Below are 17631 nucleotides of genomic sequence, written 5' to 3'. Positions count from 1 at the left end.
GCCTCCTACAGGTTGAGGTTGCCAAAAGCCGTTTTCCAGTCCTGCTCAAACTTCTCTATTGCTGACTCTACTGCGGGCGTATTGAGTATTTGTTGCGCTACATCTAATGGCAGCGTGATTGCTTCACATCCGGCAAGCAGGCAGTCGAGTGCCTGACGCGGTGTTTTGAAGCTGGCGGCCAGCACTTTGCTTTGCGGCGCGTGAAGTTTCAGCAGTGTTTGCAACTCCTGCACCATGCGAATGCCGTCGCCACCCTGGGCATCGACACGGTTGACATAAGGTGCAACATATTTTGCTCCAGCAAGCGCCGCGAGCAAGCCTTGCGCGGCGCTGTATACGGCGGTGCCGAGTGTGACAATATCCTCTTTCTTCAATCGCTTGATGGCGGATAATCCTTCCGTAGTGACCGGGATTTTTACCACGATGCCGGGAAAGGCGTTATTGAAGCGTCTGGCTTCCGACACCATGCCTTCCACGTCGCGGCTCAATACCTGCGCAAACAGCGTTCCGTCGGGGCCGATGGCATTTCGCAGACGCGGTAATACATCCCATATCGGCATTTTTCCCGCGGCAATAATGCTGGGGTTGGTGGTGACACCCGCGAGCGGATAAACTCGCGCCAGCCGTTCAACTTCCGCCACGTTGGCAGTGTCCAGATAGAGTTCCATCGTACTTCCTCGTATAACGTTTCTGGCACCAGCATACGAGTGCTTGCCAGACAATCGCCATATAACAAATCTGCCAAACACTGGATAAATGTAAGCTTCACGACGAATTGAGATTTGGCTCACACCTCACTCTGTATCACGATGAAACGCGTGGGTTCAGACCTTTACTAAGCTGCGGGATGCGATTTTTAACGTATAAAAATCCAGTGCCGCAGGCTCAATCCAGTCTTTCGCTGAGATGGCTGTGGTACTGCTGGCGGTATTCTGATGGAGAACGTTCGGTATTTTTGCGGAACAGGCGGCAGAAGTAGTTACTGTCGACAAAACCGCAGGCGTGCGCGACTTCTTTGATTTTTAAGTCGTAACCCTTGAGCAGCGTTTTGGCATGTTCCAGCCGGGTGTGAGTGAGGTATTCGTTAAAACCAAGACTGCCGGTTTTCTGGAATAGATGCGAAAGGTAATTGGGTGAAATGTAAAACGCCTGCGCCACCGATTCGCGAGTGAGCGGCTTGGCGTAATTTTCGTCTATATAGCTGCGAATGGCTTCGAACAGCGCTTCGCTGCGGGAAGCGGTCTGGATCTGGCTACCAAGAAGATCGTGGCAGTGGCTGAGTAGGCTGGTGACAATCAGCCGTGCGGTTTGCTGCTCACGCGGCTGCATTTGCATTTCATGCAACGTGTGCAGCAGGAAAGAACCCACGCGCGGGCCACGGCGTGCGACATGCTGTTTCGCCAGCTTTTGCAGGTTTTCGCCATTCCACTGGTTCACGCTAAAGCTCAGTTGCTGCTTGCCAAACAATACGCTTAAGGTGCTGGCCGGTGCCTGCCATTGCTGCCAGTTCCAGCCTCCAGCTGGAATATACAGCACGTCATGTTGCGTCATCAGCGTCGCTTCCCCGGCGATCCCGATATCCATGAGCGATCCTTCCAGCACAATTTCCAGCCGCGGAAAATCGACCTGACAGGCCAGTGCAGGCGCGCTACCGGTGGCTCCGGCAAAACAGACCTGACGCAGTGGCAGCGGGCCGTTGATCAGGCGTGAGATGAGATGGCTGACGTCGTGGCTCATGCTTTCCTTTTCGTGACGGGCGAAGGAACAACCTTAGCTGGCGACATAAAAAAAGGCCACAGCAAGTGTGACCTTTTGCGATGCGGGGAGAAAATTAGCCCGTGTTACGCATGCCCGCTGCAACACCCGCAATGGTCACCATCAACGCTTGTTCTACACGCTCGTCCGGCGCTTCACCGGCTTCTTCGGCCTGACGCGAACGGTGCAGCAGCTCAGCTTGCAATACGTTCAGTGGGTCAGTGTAGATGTTACGTAACTGGATGGATTCGGCGATCCACGGCAGATCGGCCATCAGATGGGAATCGTTGGCAATTGCCAGTACCACATTAATATCCGCCTGCAGCAGTTTACGCAGCTCGTTGCCCAGCCCCCACAGTTCTGGTTTTACCAGACGCTGATCGTAGTATTCCGCCAGCCACAGATCGGCTTTGGAGAAGACCATCTCCAGCATGCCAAGGCGGGTTGAGAAGAACGGCCAGTCGCGGCACATTGCTTCCAGTTCGCTCTGTTTGCCATCTTCCACCACCTTCTGTAGTGCAGTGCCTGCGCCCAACCAGGCCGGAAGCATCAGGCGGTTCTGCGTCCAGGCGAAGATCCACGGAATGGCACGTAGCGACTCGACGCCGCCGGTCGGACGGCGTTTTGCCGGACGCGAGCCGAGCGGCAGTTTGCCCAGTTCCTGCTCCGGCGTTGCCGAACGGAAATAGGGAACAAAGTCTTTGTTTTCGCGCACGTAGCCACGGTACATCTCGCAGGAGGTGTCCGACAGTGCGTCCATAATATGACGCCATTGCGGTTTCGGCTCCGGCGGCGGCAGCAGGTTAGCTTCCATAATGGCGCTGGTATAAAGCGACAGGCTGCTGATGGTGACTTCCGGCAGACCATATTTAAAGCGGATCATTTCGCCCTGTTCGGTCACGCGCAGACCGCCTTTTAGGCTACCTGGCGGTTGGGAGAGCAGCGCCGCATGCGCTGGCGCACCACCGCGACCAATGGAGCCGCCGCGGCCGTGGAACAGCGTCAGTTCGATTCCGGCTTTCTCGCAGGTTTTGATCAGCGCATCTTGAGCCTGATATTGCGCCCAGCTTGCGGCCATTACGCCCGCATCTTTCGCGGAATCGGAATAGCCAATCATCACCATTTGTTTGCCCTGGATAAAGCCGCGATACCAGTCGATATTCAGCAACTGGGTCATTACGTCGTCGGCGTTGTTGAGGTCATCCAGTGTTTCAAACAGCGGTGCAACCGGCAGCGCAAAGCCAATACCAGCTTCTTTCAGCAGTAGGTGAACGGCCAGCACATCGGACGGCGTTTTGGCCATGGAGATCACATAGGCGGCGATAGATCCGCGCGGCGCTTCGGCGATCACCTGGCAGGTGTCCAGCACTTCGCGGGTCTCATCGCTTGGTTCCCACTGGCGTGGCAGCAGTGGGCGTTTGGAATTCAGTTCGCGGATCAGGAACGCCTGCTTGTCCGCTTCCGACCAGCTTTCATAATCGCCAATGCCAAGATAGCGGGTCAGTTCACCCAGCGCTTCGGTATGTCGGGTACTCTCCTGACGAATATCGATGCGCACCAGCGGCACGCCGAAACTTTTCACGCGGCGTAATGTATCAAGCAGCTCACCGTTGGCGATAATGCTCATGCCGCAAGCTTGTAGCGATTTATAGCAGGCGTATAGCGGTTCCCACAGTTGCTCGTTTTGCGTCAGTAAACCGGCAGGCTTCGGCAGTTTTTGTCCCTTCAGGCGCGCTTCCAGCCAGGCCTGAGTCGCCATCAGGTCAGCACGCAATTTTTTCATCAGATAACGGTACGGCTCGCGCGCGCCTTCTGCGCCCGCCAGCTCACGCAGTTCATCGGTGCATTCAACCATCGACAGCTCGGAGATCAGCAACTGAATATCTTTCAGGAACAGATCGGTCGCTTTCCAGCGGCTGAGCAGTAGCACATGGCGAGTGATGTCGGCGGTCACGTTCGGGTTGCCGTCGCGGTCACCGCCCATCCATGAGGTAAAGCGCACCGGCACAAAATCAACCGGCAGCTTGTAATTAAGGTGTTCTTCCAGCTGTTCGTTCAGTTCGCGCAGGTAATTTGGCACGCCTTCCCACAGGCTGTTTTCCACGACCGCGAAGCCCCATTTGGCTTCATCAACCGGGCTCGGGCGATTGCGACGGATTTCATCGGTATGCCAGGACTGGGCGATCAACTGGCGCAGACGGCGCATTAGCTGGTGGCGCTCGTAGTCAGCAATATCGCCGTTATCCAGTTGTTTCAGGCAGGTGTTCACTTCCACCATTTTGTGGATCAGTGTACGGCGGGTGATCTCGGTTGGATGGGCAGTCAGCACAAGCTCCAGCGACAGCGATTCAACTGCTTTAATAATGGTGGCTTCGTTGAGATTGGGTTGGTCTTTCAGCTTTTTGATAGTGCGGGCAATCACTTCCGGGTTGCTTGCCGCTTCACCTTTGGCAGAAATGCTGTGGTACTGCTCAGCGGTGTTCGCAAGATTCAGGAACTGGCTGAAAGCACGCGCCACTGGCAGCAGTTCGTCATTAGACAGATTCTGCAATGTGGTGAGCAGCTCCTGACGGCTGGCTTCATTACCGGCGCGAGAAGATTTAGACAGTTTGCGGATTGTTTCTACCCGGTCGAGGATGTTCTCGCCGAGAGCATCCTTGATGGTATCTCCCAGCAGTTTACCGAGCATACTGACATTACTACGCAAAGCGGAATATTGTTCGTTCATGTTACCCCAGACACCCCATCTCATTTTATTTTGTTATATCTGCCATCGCGCAGATATAAGACACCGCCTTTTATAAAGCCACGTAAAACCCACTACGTCAATTGCTGCGAAATCGCTTCAGCAAACGAATAAATGGCATCAATTTACGAAATTTAATTCGCTTTCTGCCAGATAAGTAATGCTTATGAGATTGTGACATTTGTCACCCTTTGCGCACATAAAAACCCCCTGCTTAGAGGGGGTACTCGCGAGAAAAAGGGCGATCAGTGCCAGCAGAAATGATGGACAACCTGGGTAATAAGTTCGCGCGTTGGCTTAATAAAGCGCGTTTCCAGATATTCATCTGGCTGATGAGCCTGATTGATGGAACCCGGACCAAGCACCAGCGTTGGACACAGCGTCTGAATAAAGGGCGCTTCGGTGCAGTAGTTCACTACTTCAGTTTCAACGCCGAGCAGTTTTTCCACCACGCTCACCAGTTGGTGATCCGGCGGACACTCGTATCCCGGAATTGGCGGATGCAGTTCAGAAATGGTCAGTCGGCCCGGCCAGCGGGAACTTACCGGCTCCAGCGCCTCATTCAACAATCCATTCAGATCGTTCAGCGTCATGCCAGGCAGTGGGCGAATATCCATATGCAGTTCGCAACAAGCGCAAATACGGTTCGCCGCATCACCGCCATGAATATGCCCCAGGTTCAGCGTCGGGTACGGTACGGTGAATGCTGCATAGTGATAACGCTCTTTCAGGTTGTCACGCAGTTGCAGAATATGGCCGATAGCATCGTGCATAAGTTCGATAGCGTTGATGCCGCGCGCCGGATCGCTGGAGTGGCCGGACTGTCCGAGGATACGAATCGCGTTGGACATATGGCCTTTATGCGCGCGCACCGGTTGCAGGGAGGTTGGCTCGCCGATGATGGCACAATCCGGACGCAGCTGCGTATTTTCGGCAAAATAACGTGCGCCCGCCATGCTGGTCTCTTCATCGGCAGTGGCGAGGATGTAGAGTGGTTTGCTCAGCTTTGTCACATCGACGTCACGCAGCGCATCAAGAATAAAGGCAAAGAAGCCTTTCATGTCGGCGGTGCCAAGGCCGTAGAGTTTGTTGTCATGTTCGGTGAGCGTGAAGGGATCGCGCGTCCAGCGACCGTCATCAAACGGCACGGTATCGGTGTGGCCGGTCAGCAACAGACCGCCCGCGCCTGTTCCGGTGCTGGCGAGCATATTGAATTTATTGCGCGTGCCGGGCACCGGCTGCACTTCAACAGTAAAGCCGAGATCGCCAAACCATCCTGCCAGCAGATTGATTAAAGACTCATTGCTCTGATCCAGCGCTTCTTCCGTTGCGCTGATTGACGGAGTGGCAATCAGGGCGCGGTAAATCTCGATAAATGGCGGCAAATTCATTTTCATTGTTGACATACCTGAGTTCGTGATAGTATCAATATTCATGCACTAAATGTGAATAAAAATACATTAAAGCTGAGCGTAAGGGAACCCAAAAGGCGACTTGCTCAGTAACGCGGGAGGGATGCTGAGTCTTTCCCTGGCACACGTGACGTAAGAAGGTAAACCGCCCCAATGTTGAACACATTAATTGTGGGCGCCAGCGGTTACGCTGGCGCAGAGCTAGTGACCTATGTAAATCGCCATCCTCATATGAACATAACCGCTTTGACGGTTTCTGCGCAAAGTAATGATGCAGGAAAGTGTATCTCCGATTTACATCCGCAGTTGAAAGGCATTGTTGATCTCCCGTTGCAGCCGATGTCCGACATTGCTGAGTTCCTCGATGGCGTGGACGTGGTTTTCCTGGCGACAGCGCATGAAGTGAGCCACGACCTTGCGCCGGTTTGCCTGGCCGCGGGCTGTGTGGTGTTTGATCTCTCTGGCGCGTTCCGCGTTAACGATCCCGCGTTTTACGAAAAATTCTATGGCTTCACCCATCAGCACGCCGATTTGCTTGCGCAGGCAGTTTACGGGCTGGCGGAGTGGAACCACGACAAACTGAAAGAAGCGCAATTAATTGCCGTGCCGGGCTGTTACCCGACGGCGGCGCAGCTCTCGTTAAAACCGCTGATCGATGCCGGTCTGCTGGATCTGAACCAGTGGCCGGTAATTAACGCGACGAGCGGTGTGAGCGGTGCCGGGCGTAAAGCGGCACTCTCCAATAGCTTCTGCGAAGTGAGCCTGCAACCTTACGGTATTTTCAACCACCGGCATCAGCCCGAAATTTCCACGCATCTTGGCACGGACGTGATTTTCACGCCGCATCTGGCGAGCTTCCCGCGTGGCATACTGGAAACCATCACCTGCCGCCTGAAGCCTGGTGTGATGCGGGAACAGGTCGCCGCTCTGTTCAAACAGGCTTACGGCAACAAACCGCTGGTGCGTCTGTATGACAAAGGCGTTCCGGCGCTGAAAAACGTGGTCGGTCTGCCGTTCTGCGATATTGGTTTTGCCGTTCAGGGCGCGCATCTGATTGTGGTCGCCACGGAAGATAACCTGCTGAAAGGCGCGGCGGCACAGGCGATGCAGTGCGCAAATATTCGTTTCGGCTATGCTGAAATCCAGTCACTTATTTAAGACAGGCGTGATGATGAATCCATTAATTATTAAGCTCGGTGGTGTATTACTGGACAGTGAAGAAGCGCTGGAGCGTCTGTTTACGGCGCTGGTGCAGTATCGTGAATCTCATCAGCGCCCTTTAGTCATTGTCCACGGCGGCGGTTGTGTGGTGGATGAGTTAATGAAACAACTTAACCTGCCGGTGAAGAAGAAAAACGGCCTGCGCGTGACGCCTGCCGATCAAATCGACATCATTACCGGCGCGCTGGCGGGTACCGCCAACAAAACGCTGCTGGCATGGGCGAAGAAACACCATATCGCTTCCGTTGGCCTGTTCCTCGGCGATGGCGACAGCGTCAAGGTAACCCCGTTGGATGAGGAGCTGGGCCATGTTGGGCTGGCGCAGCCAGGCTCGCCGAAACTGATTAATACGCTGCTGGAAGGTGGTTTTCTGCCGGTGATAAGCTCTATTGGCGTGACCGACGAAGGCGCGCTGATGAATGTCAACGCTGACCAGGCGGCGACTGCGCTGGCGGCAACGCTCGGCGCGGATCTGATTCTGCTTTCTGACGTGAGTGGTATTCTCGACGGTAAAGGTCAGCGTATTGCTGAAATGACGGCAGCCAAAGCCGAGCAATTGATCGCGCAGGGCATTATTACCGATGGCATGATCGTCAAAGTGAATGCCGCGCTGGATGCTGCGCGCGCACTGGGTCGCCCGGTTGATATCGCCTCCTGGCGCCATGCCGAGCAGTTACCGGCACTGTTTAACGGCACGCCGATCGGTACGCGTATTCTGGCGTAATCCATTTATGTGCCTGATGACGGCTACGCCTTATCGGGCCTGCGTGAACTGAACCTCCAGGCCGGCCAAGCGCAGCGCTATCCGGCAATGAAATTCAAGAAATTAAGGAAGCATATTATGGCACTTTGGGGCGGGCGTTTTACTCAGGCAGCGGATCAACGGTTCAAACAGTTCAACGACTCTTTGCGCTTTGACTATCGCCTGGCAGAGCAGGATATCGTTGGCTCTGTGGCCTGGTCTAAAGCGCTGGTGACGGTTGGCGTACTGACGCAGGCAGAACAACAGCAGCTGGAAGAGGCGCTGAGCAACCTGTTGCAGGAGGTGCAGGCCGATCCGCAGCAGATCCTGCAGAGCGATGCAGAAGATATTCACAGTTGGGTAGAAGGCAAACTGATCGATAAAGTCGGCCAACTGGGTAAAAAGCTGCATACCGGACGCAGCCGTAATGACCAGGTCGCCACTGATCTGAAATTGTGGTGTAAAGACACTATCAGCGAATTACTACTGGCGAACCGTCAGTTGCAGAGCGCGTTGGTGGTGACAGCAGAAAATAATCAGGATGCGGTAATGCCAGGTTATACGCACCTGCAACGTGCGCAGCCGGTGACATTTGCTCACTGGGCGCTGGCCTATGTTGAGATGCTGGCGCGTGATGAGAGCCGTTTGCAGGATTCGCTGAAACGACTCGATGTCAGCCCGCTCGGTTGCGGCGCGCTGGCGGGTACGGCTTATGAAATCGATCGCGAGCAACTGGCTGGCTGGCTGGGTTTTGCCTCGGCAACCCGCAACAGCCTGGATAGTGTTTCCGATCGTGATCATGTGCTGGAACTGCTCTCCGATGCTTCGATCGGCATGGTGCATTTATCGCGTTTTGCCGAAGACCTGATCTTCTTCAACTCTGGTGAAGCGGGTTTTGTTGAGCTGTCTGATCGGGTGACCTCAGGTTCTTCACTGATGCCGCAAAAGAAAAACCCGGATGCGCTGGAGCTGATTCGTGGTAAATGTGGCCGCGTGCAGGGTGCGTTGACCGGCATGATGATGACGCTGAAAGGTCTGCCGCTGGCCTACAACAAAGATATGCAGGAAGACAAAGAAGGGCTGTTCGATGCACTCGATACCTGGCTCGATTGTCTGCATATGGCGGCGCTGGTGCTGGACGGTATTCAGGTGAAACGCCCGCGCTGCCGGGAAGCGGCGCAGCAGGGTTATGCAAACGCAACCGAACTGGCCGATTATCTTGTCGCCAAAGGCGTGCCGTTCCGCGAAGCGCACCATATTGTTGGTGAAGCTGTGGTGGAAGCGATTCGCCAGGCTAAGCCACTGGAAGGGCTGTCGCTTACCGATCTGCAAAAATTCAGTACGGTGATTGGCGACGATGTTTATCCTGTGCTGTCACTGCAATCCTGCCTGGATAAACGTGCGGCGAAAGGCGGCGTATCACCAGCTCAGGTGGCGCAGGCTATCGCTGATGTGAAAGCGCGTCTGGTGTAATCCGCAAGAAAACGCAATATCGGGCCTGGCACTCCGCCGGGCTTTTTTACGCAAAAAAAAGCGGACACTCAGGTCCGCTAAACGTTCACGTTGGCTTAGTTGTTCAGAGAGAAACTGAGGGTTAACCGTCTCATCAAGGGGTAAGTGAGGCACCGCTTCGTTTCTGGTGCTTATTATTCAACAGAATGCTTGATAGGGATAATCGTTCGTTGCTATTCTATCTATCGCCATGAACTATCGTGGCGACGGAGGATGAATAATGAATATTCGTGATCTTGAATACCTTGTGGCGTTAGCTGAACACCGCCATTTTCGCCGTGCAGCCGACTCCTGCCACGTTAGCCAGCCAACGCTGAGCGGGCAGATCCGGAAGCTGGAAGATGAATTGGGTGTGATGCTGCTGGAACGTACCAGCCGCAAAGTGCTGTTCACCCAGGCCGGTTTGTTGCTGGTGGACCAAGCGCGTACGGTGCTGCGCGAGGTTAAAGTGCTGAAGGAAATGGCAAGCCAGCAGGGGGAAACGATGTCCGGTCCGCTGCATATTGGCCTGATCCCAACCGTTGGACCTTATCTGCTGCCGCATATCATTCCGCTGCTGCATCAAACCTTCCCGAAACTGGAAATGTACCTGCACGAAGCGCAGACGCATCAGTTGCTGGCACAACTGGACAGCGGCAAGCTCGATTGCGCCATTCTGGCGCTGGTCAAAGAGAGCGAAGCCTTTATTGAGGTGCCGTTGTATGACGAACCGATGTTGCTGGCGATTTATGAAGACCACCCGTGGGCGAACCGCGAATGTGTACCGATGTCTGATCTGGCCGGCGAAAAACTGCTGATGCTGGAAGATGGCCATTGCCTGCGCGATCAGGCGATGGGTTTCTGCTTTGAAGCCGGGGCCGATGAAGATACACACTTCCGCGCAACCAGTCTGGAAACGCTGCGTAATATGGTGGCGGCCGGAAGCGGTATCACGCTGTTGCCTGCGCTCTCTGTTCCGCGTGAACGTAAACGTGATGGCGTGGTTTACCTGCCGTGCATTAAGCCAGAACCGAAACGTACTGTTGGCCTGGTTTATCGCCCGGGGTCACCGCTGCGCAGCCGCTATGAGCAGCTGGCAGAGGCCATCCGCAGTACAATGGATGGCCATTTCGATAACGCGTTAAAACAGGCGGTTTAAACCGTTTAGCGCGGCAACCCGATAGGCTTCCGCCATTGTCGGGTAGTTAAAGGTGGTGTTAACGAAGTACTCGATCGTGTTACCGCCACCTTTCTGCTCCATGATCGCCTGGCCGATATGAATAATTTCGGCCGCGCGCTCGCCAAAGCAGTGGATCCCCAAAATTTCTTTCGTTTCGCGGTGGAACAAGATTTTTAGGGTACCGACATTCATGCCGACAATTTGCGCCCGTGCCAGGTGTTTAAACTGCGCCCGGCCCACTTCATACGGCACTTTCATCGCAGTCAGCTGTTGCTCGGTCTTACCTACGGAGCTGATTTCTGGAATGGTGTAGATGCCGGTCGGGATATCTTCAATCAGGTGCGCTGTCGCTTCGCCTTTAATCATTGCCTGCGCGGCGATACGCCCTTGATCGTAAGCCGCTGACGCCAGGCTTGGGTAGCCAATGACATCGCCCACAGCATAAACGTGCGGCAGCGCGGTCTGGTACATGCTGTTGACCTTCAATTGCCCACGGCCATCTGCTTCCAGACCAATATTACTCAGCTGCAGGGTGTCGGTATTACCGGTACGGCCGTTAGCATAGAGCAGACAATCGGCTTTCAGTTTCTTACCCGATTTGAGGTGCATGATGACGCCGTCTTCCAGCGGCTCGATACGCTCATACTCTTCGTTGTGACGGATAACGACACCGCTGTTCCAGAAGTGGTACGAGAGCGAATCCGACATCTCCTGATCGAGAAATGCCAGCAGACGATCGCGGGTGTTGATCAAATCGACCTTAACGTTCATTCCCCGGAAGATCGACGCATATTCGCAGCCAATCACCCCGGCGCCATAAATAATGACGTGGCGGGGTTCATGGTGCATATCAAGGATAGAATCGCTGTCATAGACGCGCGGATGGGTGAAATCCACATCGGCCGGGTGGTAAGGGCGTGAGCCGCAGGCGATAACAAACTTCTCTGCAGTGATGGTTTCTACCGTGCCGTCGTGGCACTCCAGCGCCAGCGTGTGGTCATCAATAAAATGGGCGTTGCCTTCAAGAATTTCGCAACGGTTACGCTCATAAAAGCCCTGACGCATGCGAGTTTGCTGATTAATCACGCTCTCTGCATGGTTCAGGATATCAGCAAAAGAGGAGCGGAGGAGGCGGCTATGGTCGCTGTAGAGAGGGTTTTGGTTGAATTCGATAATGCGGCTAACGGCATGGCGCAACGCTTTAGACGGGATGGTTCCCCAGTGTGTGCAGCCGCCGCCGACGTTATGGTAACGCTCAACAACCGCGACGCGTGCTCCTTGTTTAACCAGACCCATGGCTGCGCCTTCGCCGCCCGGGCCGGAGCCTATTACAATTGCATCATAATCGTAGGAATTTGGCATGGTAAGGCTTACCTGTTCTTATACATAAAAACAACAGAATACTAACATTAAAGCCGAAATATCCCAATTATTGTTGTGCTTTTTTCATGCATAAAAGAAGAAACGGGGTGTAAATAATCGGTCACAATCCAGTACGATCAGATTGGATTTTTCTCTGGTATATTGCCCAGAAAGCCCCAGGAAGGATTCAAACGTAATGATGGGTGTAAGAGCGCAACAAAAAGAGCGAACCCGGCGTTCGCTGGTGGAAGCGGCATTTAGCCAACTGAGCGCCGAGCGGAGTTTTGCCAGCCTTAGCCTGCGGGAAGTTGCCCGCGAGGCGGGTATTGCACCGACGTCTTTTTATCGGCATTTTCGGGATGTTGATGAGCTTGGTCTGACCATGGTGGACGAAAGCGGGTTGATGCTGCGCCAGTTGATGCGCCAGGCGCGCCAGCGTATTGCCAAAGGCGGCAGTGTTATCCGTACCTCGGTTTCCACTTTTATGGAATTTATTGGCAACAATCCCAACGCATTTCAGCTACTGCTGCGTGAGCGTTCCGGAACGTCAGCCGCTTTTCGCGCGGCGGTCGCGCGAGAAATTCAGCACTTTATCGCGGAACTTGCCGACTATCTCGAACTCGAAAATCATATGCCGCGCGCCTTTACCGAGGCGCAAGCCGAGGCGATGGTAACGATCGTTTTTAACGCCGGTGCAGAGGCGCTGGATGTGAGCGCTGAACAACGCCGGCAGTTAGAAGAGCGGCTGGTATTGCAATTGCGGATGATTTCAAAAGGCGCCTATTACTGGTATCGCCGCGAGCAGGAAAAACTGGCGCATCAATCGACGAGTGAAGCAAAGGATGAGTAATGAAACAGTCAGGTCAAGATAAAGGTACGTTGCTGCTGGCGCTGGTTGCTGGCTTATCGATTAACGGCGCATTTTCTGCTGTATTCAGTTCCGTGGTTCCCTTTTCTCTGTTTCCAGTTATTTCGCTGGTGCTTACGGTCTATTGCCTGCATCAGCGTTACCAGAATCGCACCATGCCAGTTGGTCTGCCGGGCCTTGCCGCCGCCTGCTTTATTCTCGGCGTGCTGCTGTACAGTACGGTCGTTCGCGCTGAATACCCGGTGATCGGCTCTAACTTCCTGCCGGCCGTGCTGTCGGTAGTGCTGGTCTTCTGGATTGGTTTCCGCCTGCGTAGCCGTAACCGCAAACATGAGGCGTCGGAGTGATTTTTCCCTCTCCTTGACGGGAGAGGGATGAGGGAGCTTACTTCCTGGTCAACAGAACTCCGCACTCCATATGGTGCGTGTAAGGGAACTGATCAAATAGCGCCAGACGTGACACGTTGTGCGTCTGGCTTAATGTTTCGAGGTTCTTGCACAGCGTTTCCGGGTTGCAGGAGATGTACAGAATACGCGGATAGGCCTGCACCATTTTTTCGGTTTCCGCATCCAGCCCGCTGCGCGGCGGATCGACGAAGATCGTTTCACACTGGTAGCTTTCCAGATTGATCCCTTGCAAACGGTTAAAGGTTCGTACGCCGTTCATCGCCTGCGTGAATTCCTCCGCGGACATACGAATGATTTGTACGTTATTAATATGGTTGGCGGCAATGTTGTACTGCGCGGCGGCGACAGACGGCTTGGCGATTTCCGTGGCCAGCACGCGATTGAAATTGTGCGCCAGCGCCAGCGAGAAGTTGCCGTTACCGCAATACAGCTCCAGCAAATCTCCGCTGGCGTTGCGAGTGACATCCTGCGCCCATTCCAGCATCTGAATATTCATTGCCGCGTTAGGCTGGGTAAAACTGTTTTCCACCTGACGGTAGATCATCTCTCTGCCACCGACTGGCAGGCGTTCATCGACATAATCCTGATCGAGCTCGATTTTGGTTTTCGTGGCGCGGCCAATCAATTGCACATTCAGGTTTTGCGCCCGCAGCGCATCGCGTAACTGTGTGGCGGCTTCATGCCACTCGTTATCCAGCTTTTTGTGATACAGCAGCGTCACAATCGCCTGATTGCTCATGGTACTCAGGTAGTCAATCTGGAACAGCTTGTGGCGCAGCGTGTGATTGCTGCGCACGGCATCAACCATCACCTTCATTAACACGTTAATCAGCTCGCTGGCCGCGGGGAAGCTGTCGACGCGGATACGCGATTTTGTCTGCTGATCAAAGATGATGTGGTAGAGATCGTCCCCGTCATGCCAAATCCGGAATTCGGCGCGCATGCGGTAATGGCTGACCGGCGAGCGAAACACCTCAGGAAGCGGCGCGGAAAATGGCGTCATCAGCGATTGCAGACGTACGACTTTTTCGGCCAGTTGGGCTTCGTATTGTTCTGTCGGCAGGTGTTCGGGGGTCATGATGCTTCCTGAGAGATCTAAGAATAACGCGGCGATTGTAGGGATTGCTCACCGGATGTCCAGCGCTGGATGTTTTTGAAATACTCACTTAGCAGTCTGGACATCCATATGTAACAGAATGTAGCATCCGTGTTCCGGTCCTGTGAGTTAAAAGGGAACCCAGTGTGAATCTGGGGCTGACGCGCAGCGGTAAGGATTAAGGTGAGACAGCAGACACTGCCTGTGGTGGGAAGTCCTGTCTTGTTGTACCTCCAAGCCCGAAGACCTGCCGGAATACGTCGCATCTGGTGACATCATCGCGTGCTATTGATGGAACCTGCGGCATCCTTTTTATTTTGTGGATGCTCTCACAATGATTAAAAAAGCTTCGCTGCTGACGGCGCTCTCCGTCACAGCATTTTCCGGCTGGGCGCAGGATAGCGGCTCAGACAATTTGGTGGTGACAGCAAATCGTTTTCAACAATCGGCTAAAACTGTGCTGGCACCGACCGAGGTGGTGACGCGCGAGGATATAGATCGCTGGCAATCCCGTTCGCTCATTGATGTGCTTCGCCGTTTACCGGGCGTAGATATCGCGCAAAACGGTGGGCTGGGACAAACAGCGTCCGTTTATGTTCGCGGTACAGAAGCAAAACATCTGCTGCTGCTGATTGATGGCGTACCGGTGGCGCGTTCAGGGATTTCGAACGATCCCGAACTCAATCAAATCCCGCTCTCGATAGTGCAGCGCGTTGAGTATATTCGCGGGCCACGCTCTGCGGTTTATGGCTCCGGCGCGATTGGCGGCGTGGTTAACGTTATTACAATGACGGATAGCGAGAAATCCCAGATCAACGCCAGCATTGGCTCAAAAGGTTATCAAACCTATGACGGCACTTTGCGCCAGCGTTTTGGCGATACGATGGTGACCGCCGCAGGTTCTTATACCAGCACGCGCGGATTCAACGTGCAGCCGGATTCGACATGGGAGCATGACGAAGATCGCGATGGCTACCGTAATAAAACGTTCTGGGGCAGCTTACAACATAAGTTTGATGACCATTTTGACGGTTTCTTCCGTGGCTACAACTTCAGCAATAATGTGGATTACGATCTGGGTAGTGCGCCGTTTTCGCCAGATTACAGCGCTGATGAGCGCCAGTTGTATGTTCAGGGCTGGGATACAGGGCTGAATTTCAACCAGGGGATTTACTCTTCGCAACTGCTGGCCAGCTATCAAAAAAGCAAAGACTACAACTACAGCAGCATCTATGGCCGTTATAACGATGGCACTACGCTGGATGATATGGAGCAGCGTTACATTCAGTGGGGTAACAATATTGCGGTGGGTAAAGGCTCGCTGGGCGCAGGTGTCGACTGGAAACAGGAGCGTCTGGTTTCATCTAATCAAAGCACGAGCGACAGCTACGATCGTGATAACAGCGGCCTCTACCTGAACGGGATGCAGCAGTTTGGTGATGTTACGCTGGAGGCTTCCGGGCGCGAAGATAAAGATGATTCGTTCGGCTGGCACGGCACCTGGCAAACGGCTGCTGGCTGGGAGTTCGTGGATAACTACCGCCTGACGCTCTCCTACGGTACGAGTTTCCTGGCACCTTCGCTTGGCCAGCAGTACGGCGCGAAGCGCTTTGGCATTGCTTCCAATCCGGATCTGAAACCGGAAGAGTCAAAACAGTGGGAAGCTGGTGTGGAAGGGTTAACCGGCCCGGTTGACTGGCGTCTGTCCGCATATCGTTATGAGATCGATAATCTGATCACCTATAGCGATACGGCTTACTACAACATCAATTCTGCGACCATTAAAGGCGTTGAGTGGACAGGAAGCGTCGATACGGGCATTTTCTCGCATCGTGTGACCTTGCAGTACATCGATCCGCGTGATGACGAAACGAACGAAGTGCTGCCGCGCCGCGCAAAACGCCAGGCCAAGTACCAACTCGACTGGTCCATCTACAATGTGGATATGGATCTTGCGTGGGAATACTTCGGTAAACGCTATGACAATAGCACGTCAATTTATAACCCTGAGCAACGTGTTTTGCCGAGTTATAGTACGGTTGATCTATCTGCCTCATATCCAGTGACATCTCGCCTTACAGTTCGTGGTAAAATAGCTAACTTGTTCGATAAAGAGTACGAGACAGCTTATGGCTACCAAACTGCAGGACGGGAATACACCTTGTCTGGCAGCTACACCTTCTGACGCGCGTCCCACCGTCCTGGTGTTTGACTCCGGCGTCGGTGGGTTATCCGTCTATGATGAGATTCGGCATCTCCTGCCGGATCTCCATTACATTTACGCTTTCGACAATGTCGCTTTCCCCTACGGTGAGAAAAGCGAAGAGTTTATCGTTGAACGTGTTGTCGAGATTGTTACCGCTGTTCAGGCGCAATATCCCCTCGCATTGGCTGTTATCGCCTGTAACACCGCAAGCACCGTCTCTCTTCCCGCGCTGCGTGACAAATTCACCTTTCCTGTGGTTGGCGTTGTCCCCGCCATCAAACCGGCCGCGCGCTTAACGGCAAACGGTATTGTAGGTCTACTGGCAACGCGCGGCACAGTGAAACGGCCTTATACGCATGAACTGATTTCGCGTTTCGCGAATGAATGTCGTATTGAGATGCTGGGGTCGGCGGATCTGGTGGTTCTGGCTGAAGCGAAACTACACGGTAAGGAAGTGTCGCTTGAAGAACTGCGCCACATCTTGCGTCCCTGGTTACGCATGAAAGAGCCTCCGGATACTGTGGTCTTGGGTTGTACGCACTTTCCGCTGCTGCAGGATGAACTGTTGCAGGTGCTGCCTGAGGGCACACGGCTGGTGGATTCCGGTGCAGCCATTGCACGTCGTGCCGCCTGGTTGCTGGAACATGAAGCGCCGGATGCAAAATCCGCTGGTGATAATATTGCGTACTGCATGGCGCTAACGCCTGAAACTGCACAGTTATTGCCCGTTTTGCAGCGCTATGGCTTTAAAACGCTCGAAAAACTGGCTCTTTAGGGCGCCCTTGAACAAAAAAGAGACGGTTGAAAACTTTTTTTAAATTAGGGGTTGTCAGCCGGAATTAACTCCCTATAATGCGCCTCCACTGACACGGCACAACGGCAAACACACCGGCCTGTCAGGTGAAGAAATCTGAAAATAATCAGTTGACTTCACAGCGGGAAAGCGTAATATGCACACCCCGCGCCGCAGCGAAAATACAGCGGCACTGCTCTTTAACAATTTATCAGACAATCTGTGTGGGCACTCAGGTGACATGGATTCTTGATGTCTTCGGACAAAAAATGAATACCAAGTCTCACGGGTGAACACGTAATTCATTACGAAGTTTAATTCGATGAGCATCAAACTTTAAATTGAAGAGTTT

Annotated in this window: 14 protein-coding genes and 1 riboswitch; of the genes, 8 read left to right on the top strand and 6 right to left on the bottom strand. The window is 53.8% G+C overall.

Annotated features, from left to right (window positions below; all coding sequences use genetic code 11):
• Positions 1–5 precede the first annotated feature (5 nt).
• From fsa to argE, 4 genes are all read right to left on the bottom strand, one after another.
• On the bottom strand, positions 6–668 hold the full coding sequence (gene fsa / locus BM427_RS22150; protein WP_090125984.1) for a fructose-6-phosphate aldolase: 663 nt from the start codon (positions 666–668) through the stop codon (positions 6–8).
• Between the two features lie 217 nt (positions 669–885).
• Positions 886–1737, bottom strand: a complete 852-nt coding sequence (locus tag BM427_RS22145) for an AraC family transcriptional regulator (RefSeq protein WP_090125979.1) — start codon at positions 1735–1737, stop codon at positions 886–888.
• Positions 1738–1831: 94 nt separating this feature from the next.
• Entirely contained in the window at positions 1832–4483 is a 2652-nt protein-coding gene (gene ppc / locus BM427_RS22140) for a phosphoenolpyruvate carboxylase (protein WP_090125976.1), read from the bottom strand.
• 263 nt (positions 4484–4746) lie between these two features.
• Complete coding sequence (argE, locus tag BM427_RS22135) at positions 4747–5898, bottom strand: acetylornithine deacetylase (RefSeq protein ID WP_090125973.1); 1152 nt, start codon at positions 5896–5898, stop codon at positions 4747–4749.
• A 168-nt stretch (positions 5899–6066) separates the two neighbouring features.
• Here argE and argC point away from each other — a divergent pair, with 168 nt between their 5' ends.
• The 4 genes from argC to oxyR all read left to right on the top strand — a co-directional run bounded on the left by argC (position 6067) and on the right by oxyR (position 10526).
• On the top strand, positions 6067–7071 hold the full coding sequence (gene argC / locus BM427_RS22130; RefSeq protein ID WP_090125970.1) for an N-acetyl-gamma-glutamyl-phosphate reductase: 1005 nt from the start codon (positions 6067–6069) through the stop codon (positions 7069–7071).
• Positions 7072–7081: 10 nt separating this feature from the next.
• Positions 7082–7858, top strand: coding sequence for an acetylglutamate kinase (gene argB / locus BM427_RS22125; RefSeq protein ID WP_090126270.1), 777 nt, complete (start codon positions 7082–7084; stop codon positions 7856–7858).
• Between the two features lie 117 nt (positions 7859–7975).
• Positions 7976–9349 (top strand): argininosuccinate lyase, encoded by a 1374-nt coding sequence (argH, locus tag BM427_RS22120; RefSeq protein ID WP_090126267.1) that lies wholly within the window; start codon positions 7976–7978, stop codon positions 9347–9349.
• A 259-nt stretch (positions 9350–9608) separates the two neighbouring features.
• Positions 9609–10526, top strand: a complete 918-nt coding sequence (gene oxyR, locus BM427_RS22115; protein WP_090125967.1) for a DNA-binding transcriptional regulator OxyR — start codon at positions 9609–9611, stop codon at positions 10524–10526.
• Here oxyR and sthA read toward each other — a convergent pair.
• On the bottom strand, positions 10509–11909 hold the full coding sequence (gene sthA / locus BM427_RS22110) for a Si-specific NAD(P)(+) transhydrogenase (RefSeq protein WP_090125963.1): 1401 nt from the start codon (positions 11907–11909) through the stop codon (positions 10509–10511). The genes oxyR and sthA overlap by 18 nt on opposite strands.
• Positions 11910–12105: 196 nt before the next feature.
• On the opposite strand from sthA, the gene fabR reads away from it, so the two are divergent.
• Positions 12106–12759 carry an HTH-type transcriptional repressor FabR gene (gene fabR, locus BM427_RS22105; RefSeq protein ID WP_090125960.1) on the top strand — a complete coding sequence of 218 codons (654 nt, stop codon included), beginning with the start codon at positions 12106–12108 and terminating at the stop codon, positions 12757–12759.
• Positions 12759–13124, top strand: coding sequence for a YijD family membrane protein (locus tag BM427_RS22100; protein ID WP_043955909.1), 366 nt, complete (start codon positions 12759–12761; stop codon positions 13122–13124). Before fabR ends, BM427_RS22100 begins: the two co-directional genes overlap by 1 nt.
• Positions 13125–13161: 37 nt before the next feature.
• On the opposite strand, the gene trmA is transcribed toward BM427_RS22100, so the two are convergent.
• Positions 13162–14262: a tRNA (uridine(54)-C5)-methyltransferase TrmA gene (trmA, locus tag BM427_RS22095; RefSeq protein ID WP_090125957.1), complete on the bottom strand. Its 1101-nt coding sequence runs from the start codon at positions 14260–14262 to the stop codon at positions 13162–13164.
• 118 nt (positions 14263–14380) lie between these two features.
• Positions 14381–14549, top strand: a riboswitch (cobalamin riboswitch).
• A 65-nt stretch (positions 14550–14614) separates the two neighbouring features.
• Between trmA and btuB the strand changes: the two genes are divergently transcribed.
• Together btuB and murI are read left to right on the top strand one after the other, a co-directional pair.
• Positions 14615–16465, top strand: coding sequence for a TonB-dependent vitamin B12 receptor BtuB (btuB, locus tag BM427_RS22090; protein ID WP_090125954.1), 1851 nt, complete (start codon positions 14615–14617; stop codon positions 16463–16465).
• Positions 16410–17261, top strand: coding sequence for a glutamate racemase (gene murI / locus BM427_RS22085; RefSeq protein WP_090125950.1), 852 nt, complete (start codon positions 16410–16412; stop codon positions 17259–17261). Before btuB ends, murI begins: the two co-directional genes overlap by 56 nt.
• The last annotated feature ends 370 nt before the right edge of the window (positions 17262–17631 follow it).

The sequence above is a fragment of the Kosakonia arachidis genome (assembly GCF_900116535.1).
Lineage (GTDB): Bacteria > Pseudomonadota > Gammaproteobacteria > Enterobacterales > Enterobacteriaceae > Kosakonia > Kosakonia arachidis.
Note: the sequence above shows the minus strand (reverse complement) of the source record. Positions and strands in the feature narration are given on the sequence as shown.

Excerpts from the sequence above, each read along its gene's own strand:
- argC (WP_090125970.1), top strand. The coding sequence starts at position 6,067 with ATGTTGAACACATTAATTGTGGGCGCCAGCGGTTACGCTGGCGCAGAG.
- argE (WP_090125973.1), bottom strand. The coding sequence starts at position 5,898 with ATGAAAATGAATTTGCCGCCATTTATCGAGATTTACCGCGCCCTGATT.
- fsa (WP_090125984.1), bottom strand. The coding sequence starts at position 668 with ATGGAACTCTATCTGGACACTGCCAACGTGGCGGAAGTTGAACGGCTG.
- trmA (WP_090125957.1), bottom strand. The coding sequence starts at position 14,262 with ATGACCCCCGAACACCTGCCGACAGAACAATACGAAGCCCAACTGGCC.
- btuB (WP_090125954.1), top strand. The coding sequence starts at position 14,615 with ATGATTAAAAAAGCTTCGCTGCTGACGGCGCTCTCCGTCACAGCATTT.
- sthA (WP_090125963.1), bottom strand. The coding sequence starts at position 11,909 with ATGCCAAATTCCTACGATTATGATGCAATTGTAATAGGCTCCGGCCCG.
- fabR (WP_090125960.1), top strand. The coding sequence starts at position 12,106 with ATGATGGGTGTAAGAGCGCAACAAAAAGAGCGAACCCGGCGTTCGCTG.
- murI (WP_090125950.1), top strand. The coding sequence starts at position 16,410 with ATGGCTACCAAACTGCAGGACGGGAATACACCTTGTCTGGCAGCTACA.
- BM427_RS22145 (WP_090125979.1), bottom strand. The coding sequence starts at position 1,737 with ATGAGCCACGACGTCAGCCATCTCATCTCACGCCTGATCAACGGCCCG.
- ppc (WP_090125976.1), bottom strand. The coding sequence starts at position 4,483 with ATGAACGAACAATATTCCGCTTTGCGTAGTAATGTCAGTATGCTCGGT.
- oxyR (WP_090125967.1), top strand. The coding sequence starts at position 9,609 with ATGAATATTCGTGATCTTGAATACCTTGTGGCGTTAGCTGAACACCGC.
- BM427_RS22100 (WP_043955909.1), top strand. The coding sequence starts at position 12,759 with ATGAAACAGTCAGGTCAAGATAAAGGTACGTTGCTGCTGGCGCTGGTT.
- argB (WP_090126270.1), top strand. The coding sequence starts at position 7,082 with ATGATGAATCCATTAATTATTAAGCTCGGTGGTGTATTACTGGACAGT.
- argH (WP_090126267.1), top strand. The coding sequence starts at position 7,976 with ATGGCACTTTGGGGCGGGCGTTTTACTCAGGCAGCGGATCAACGGTTC.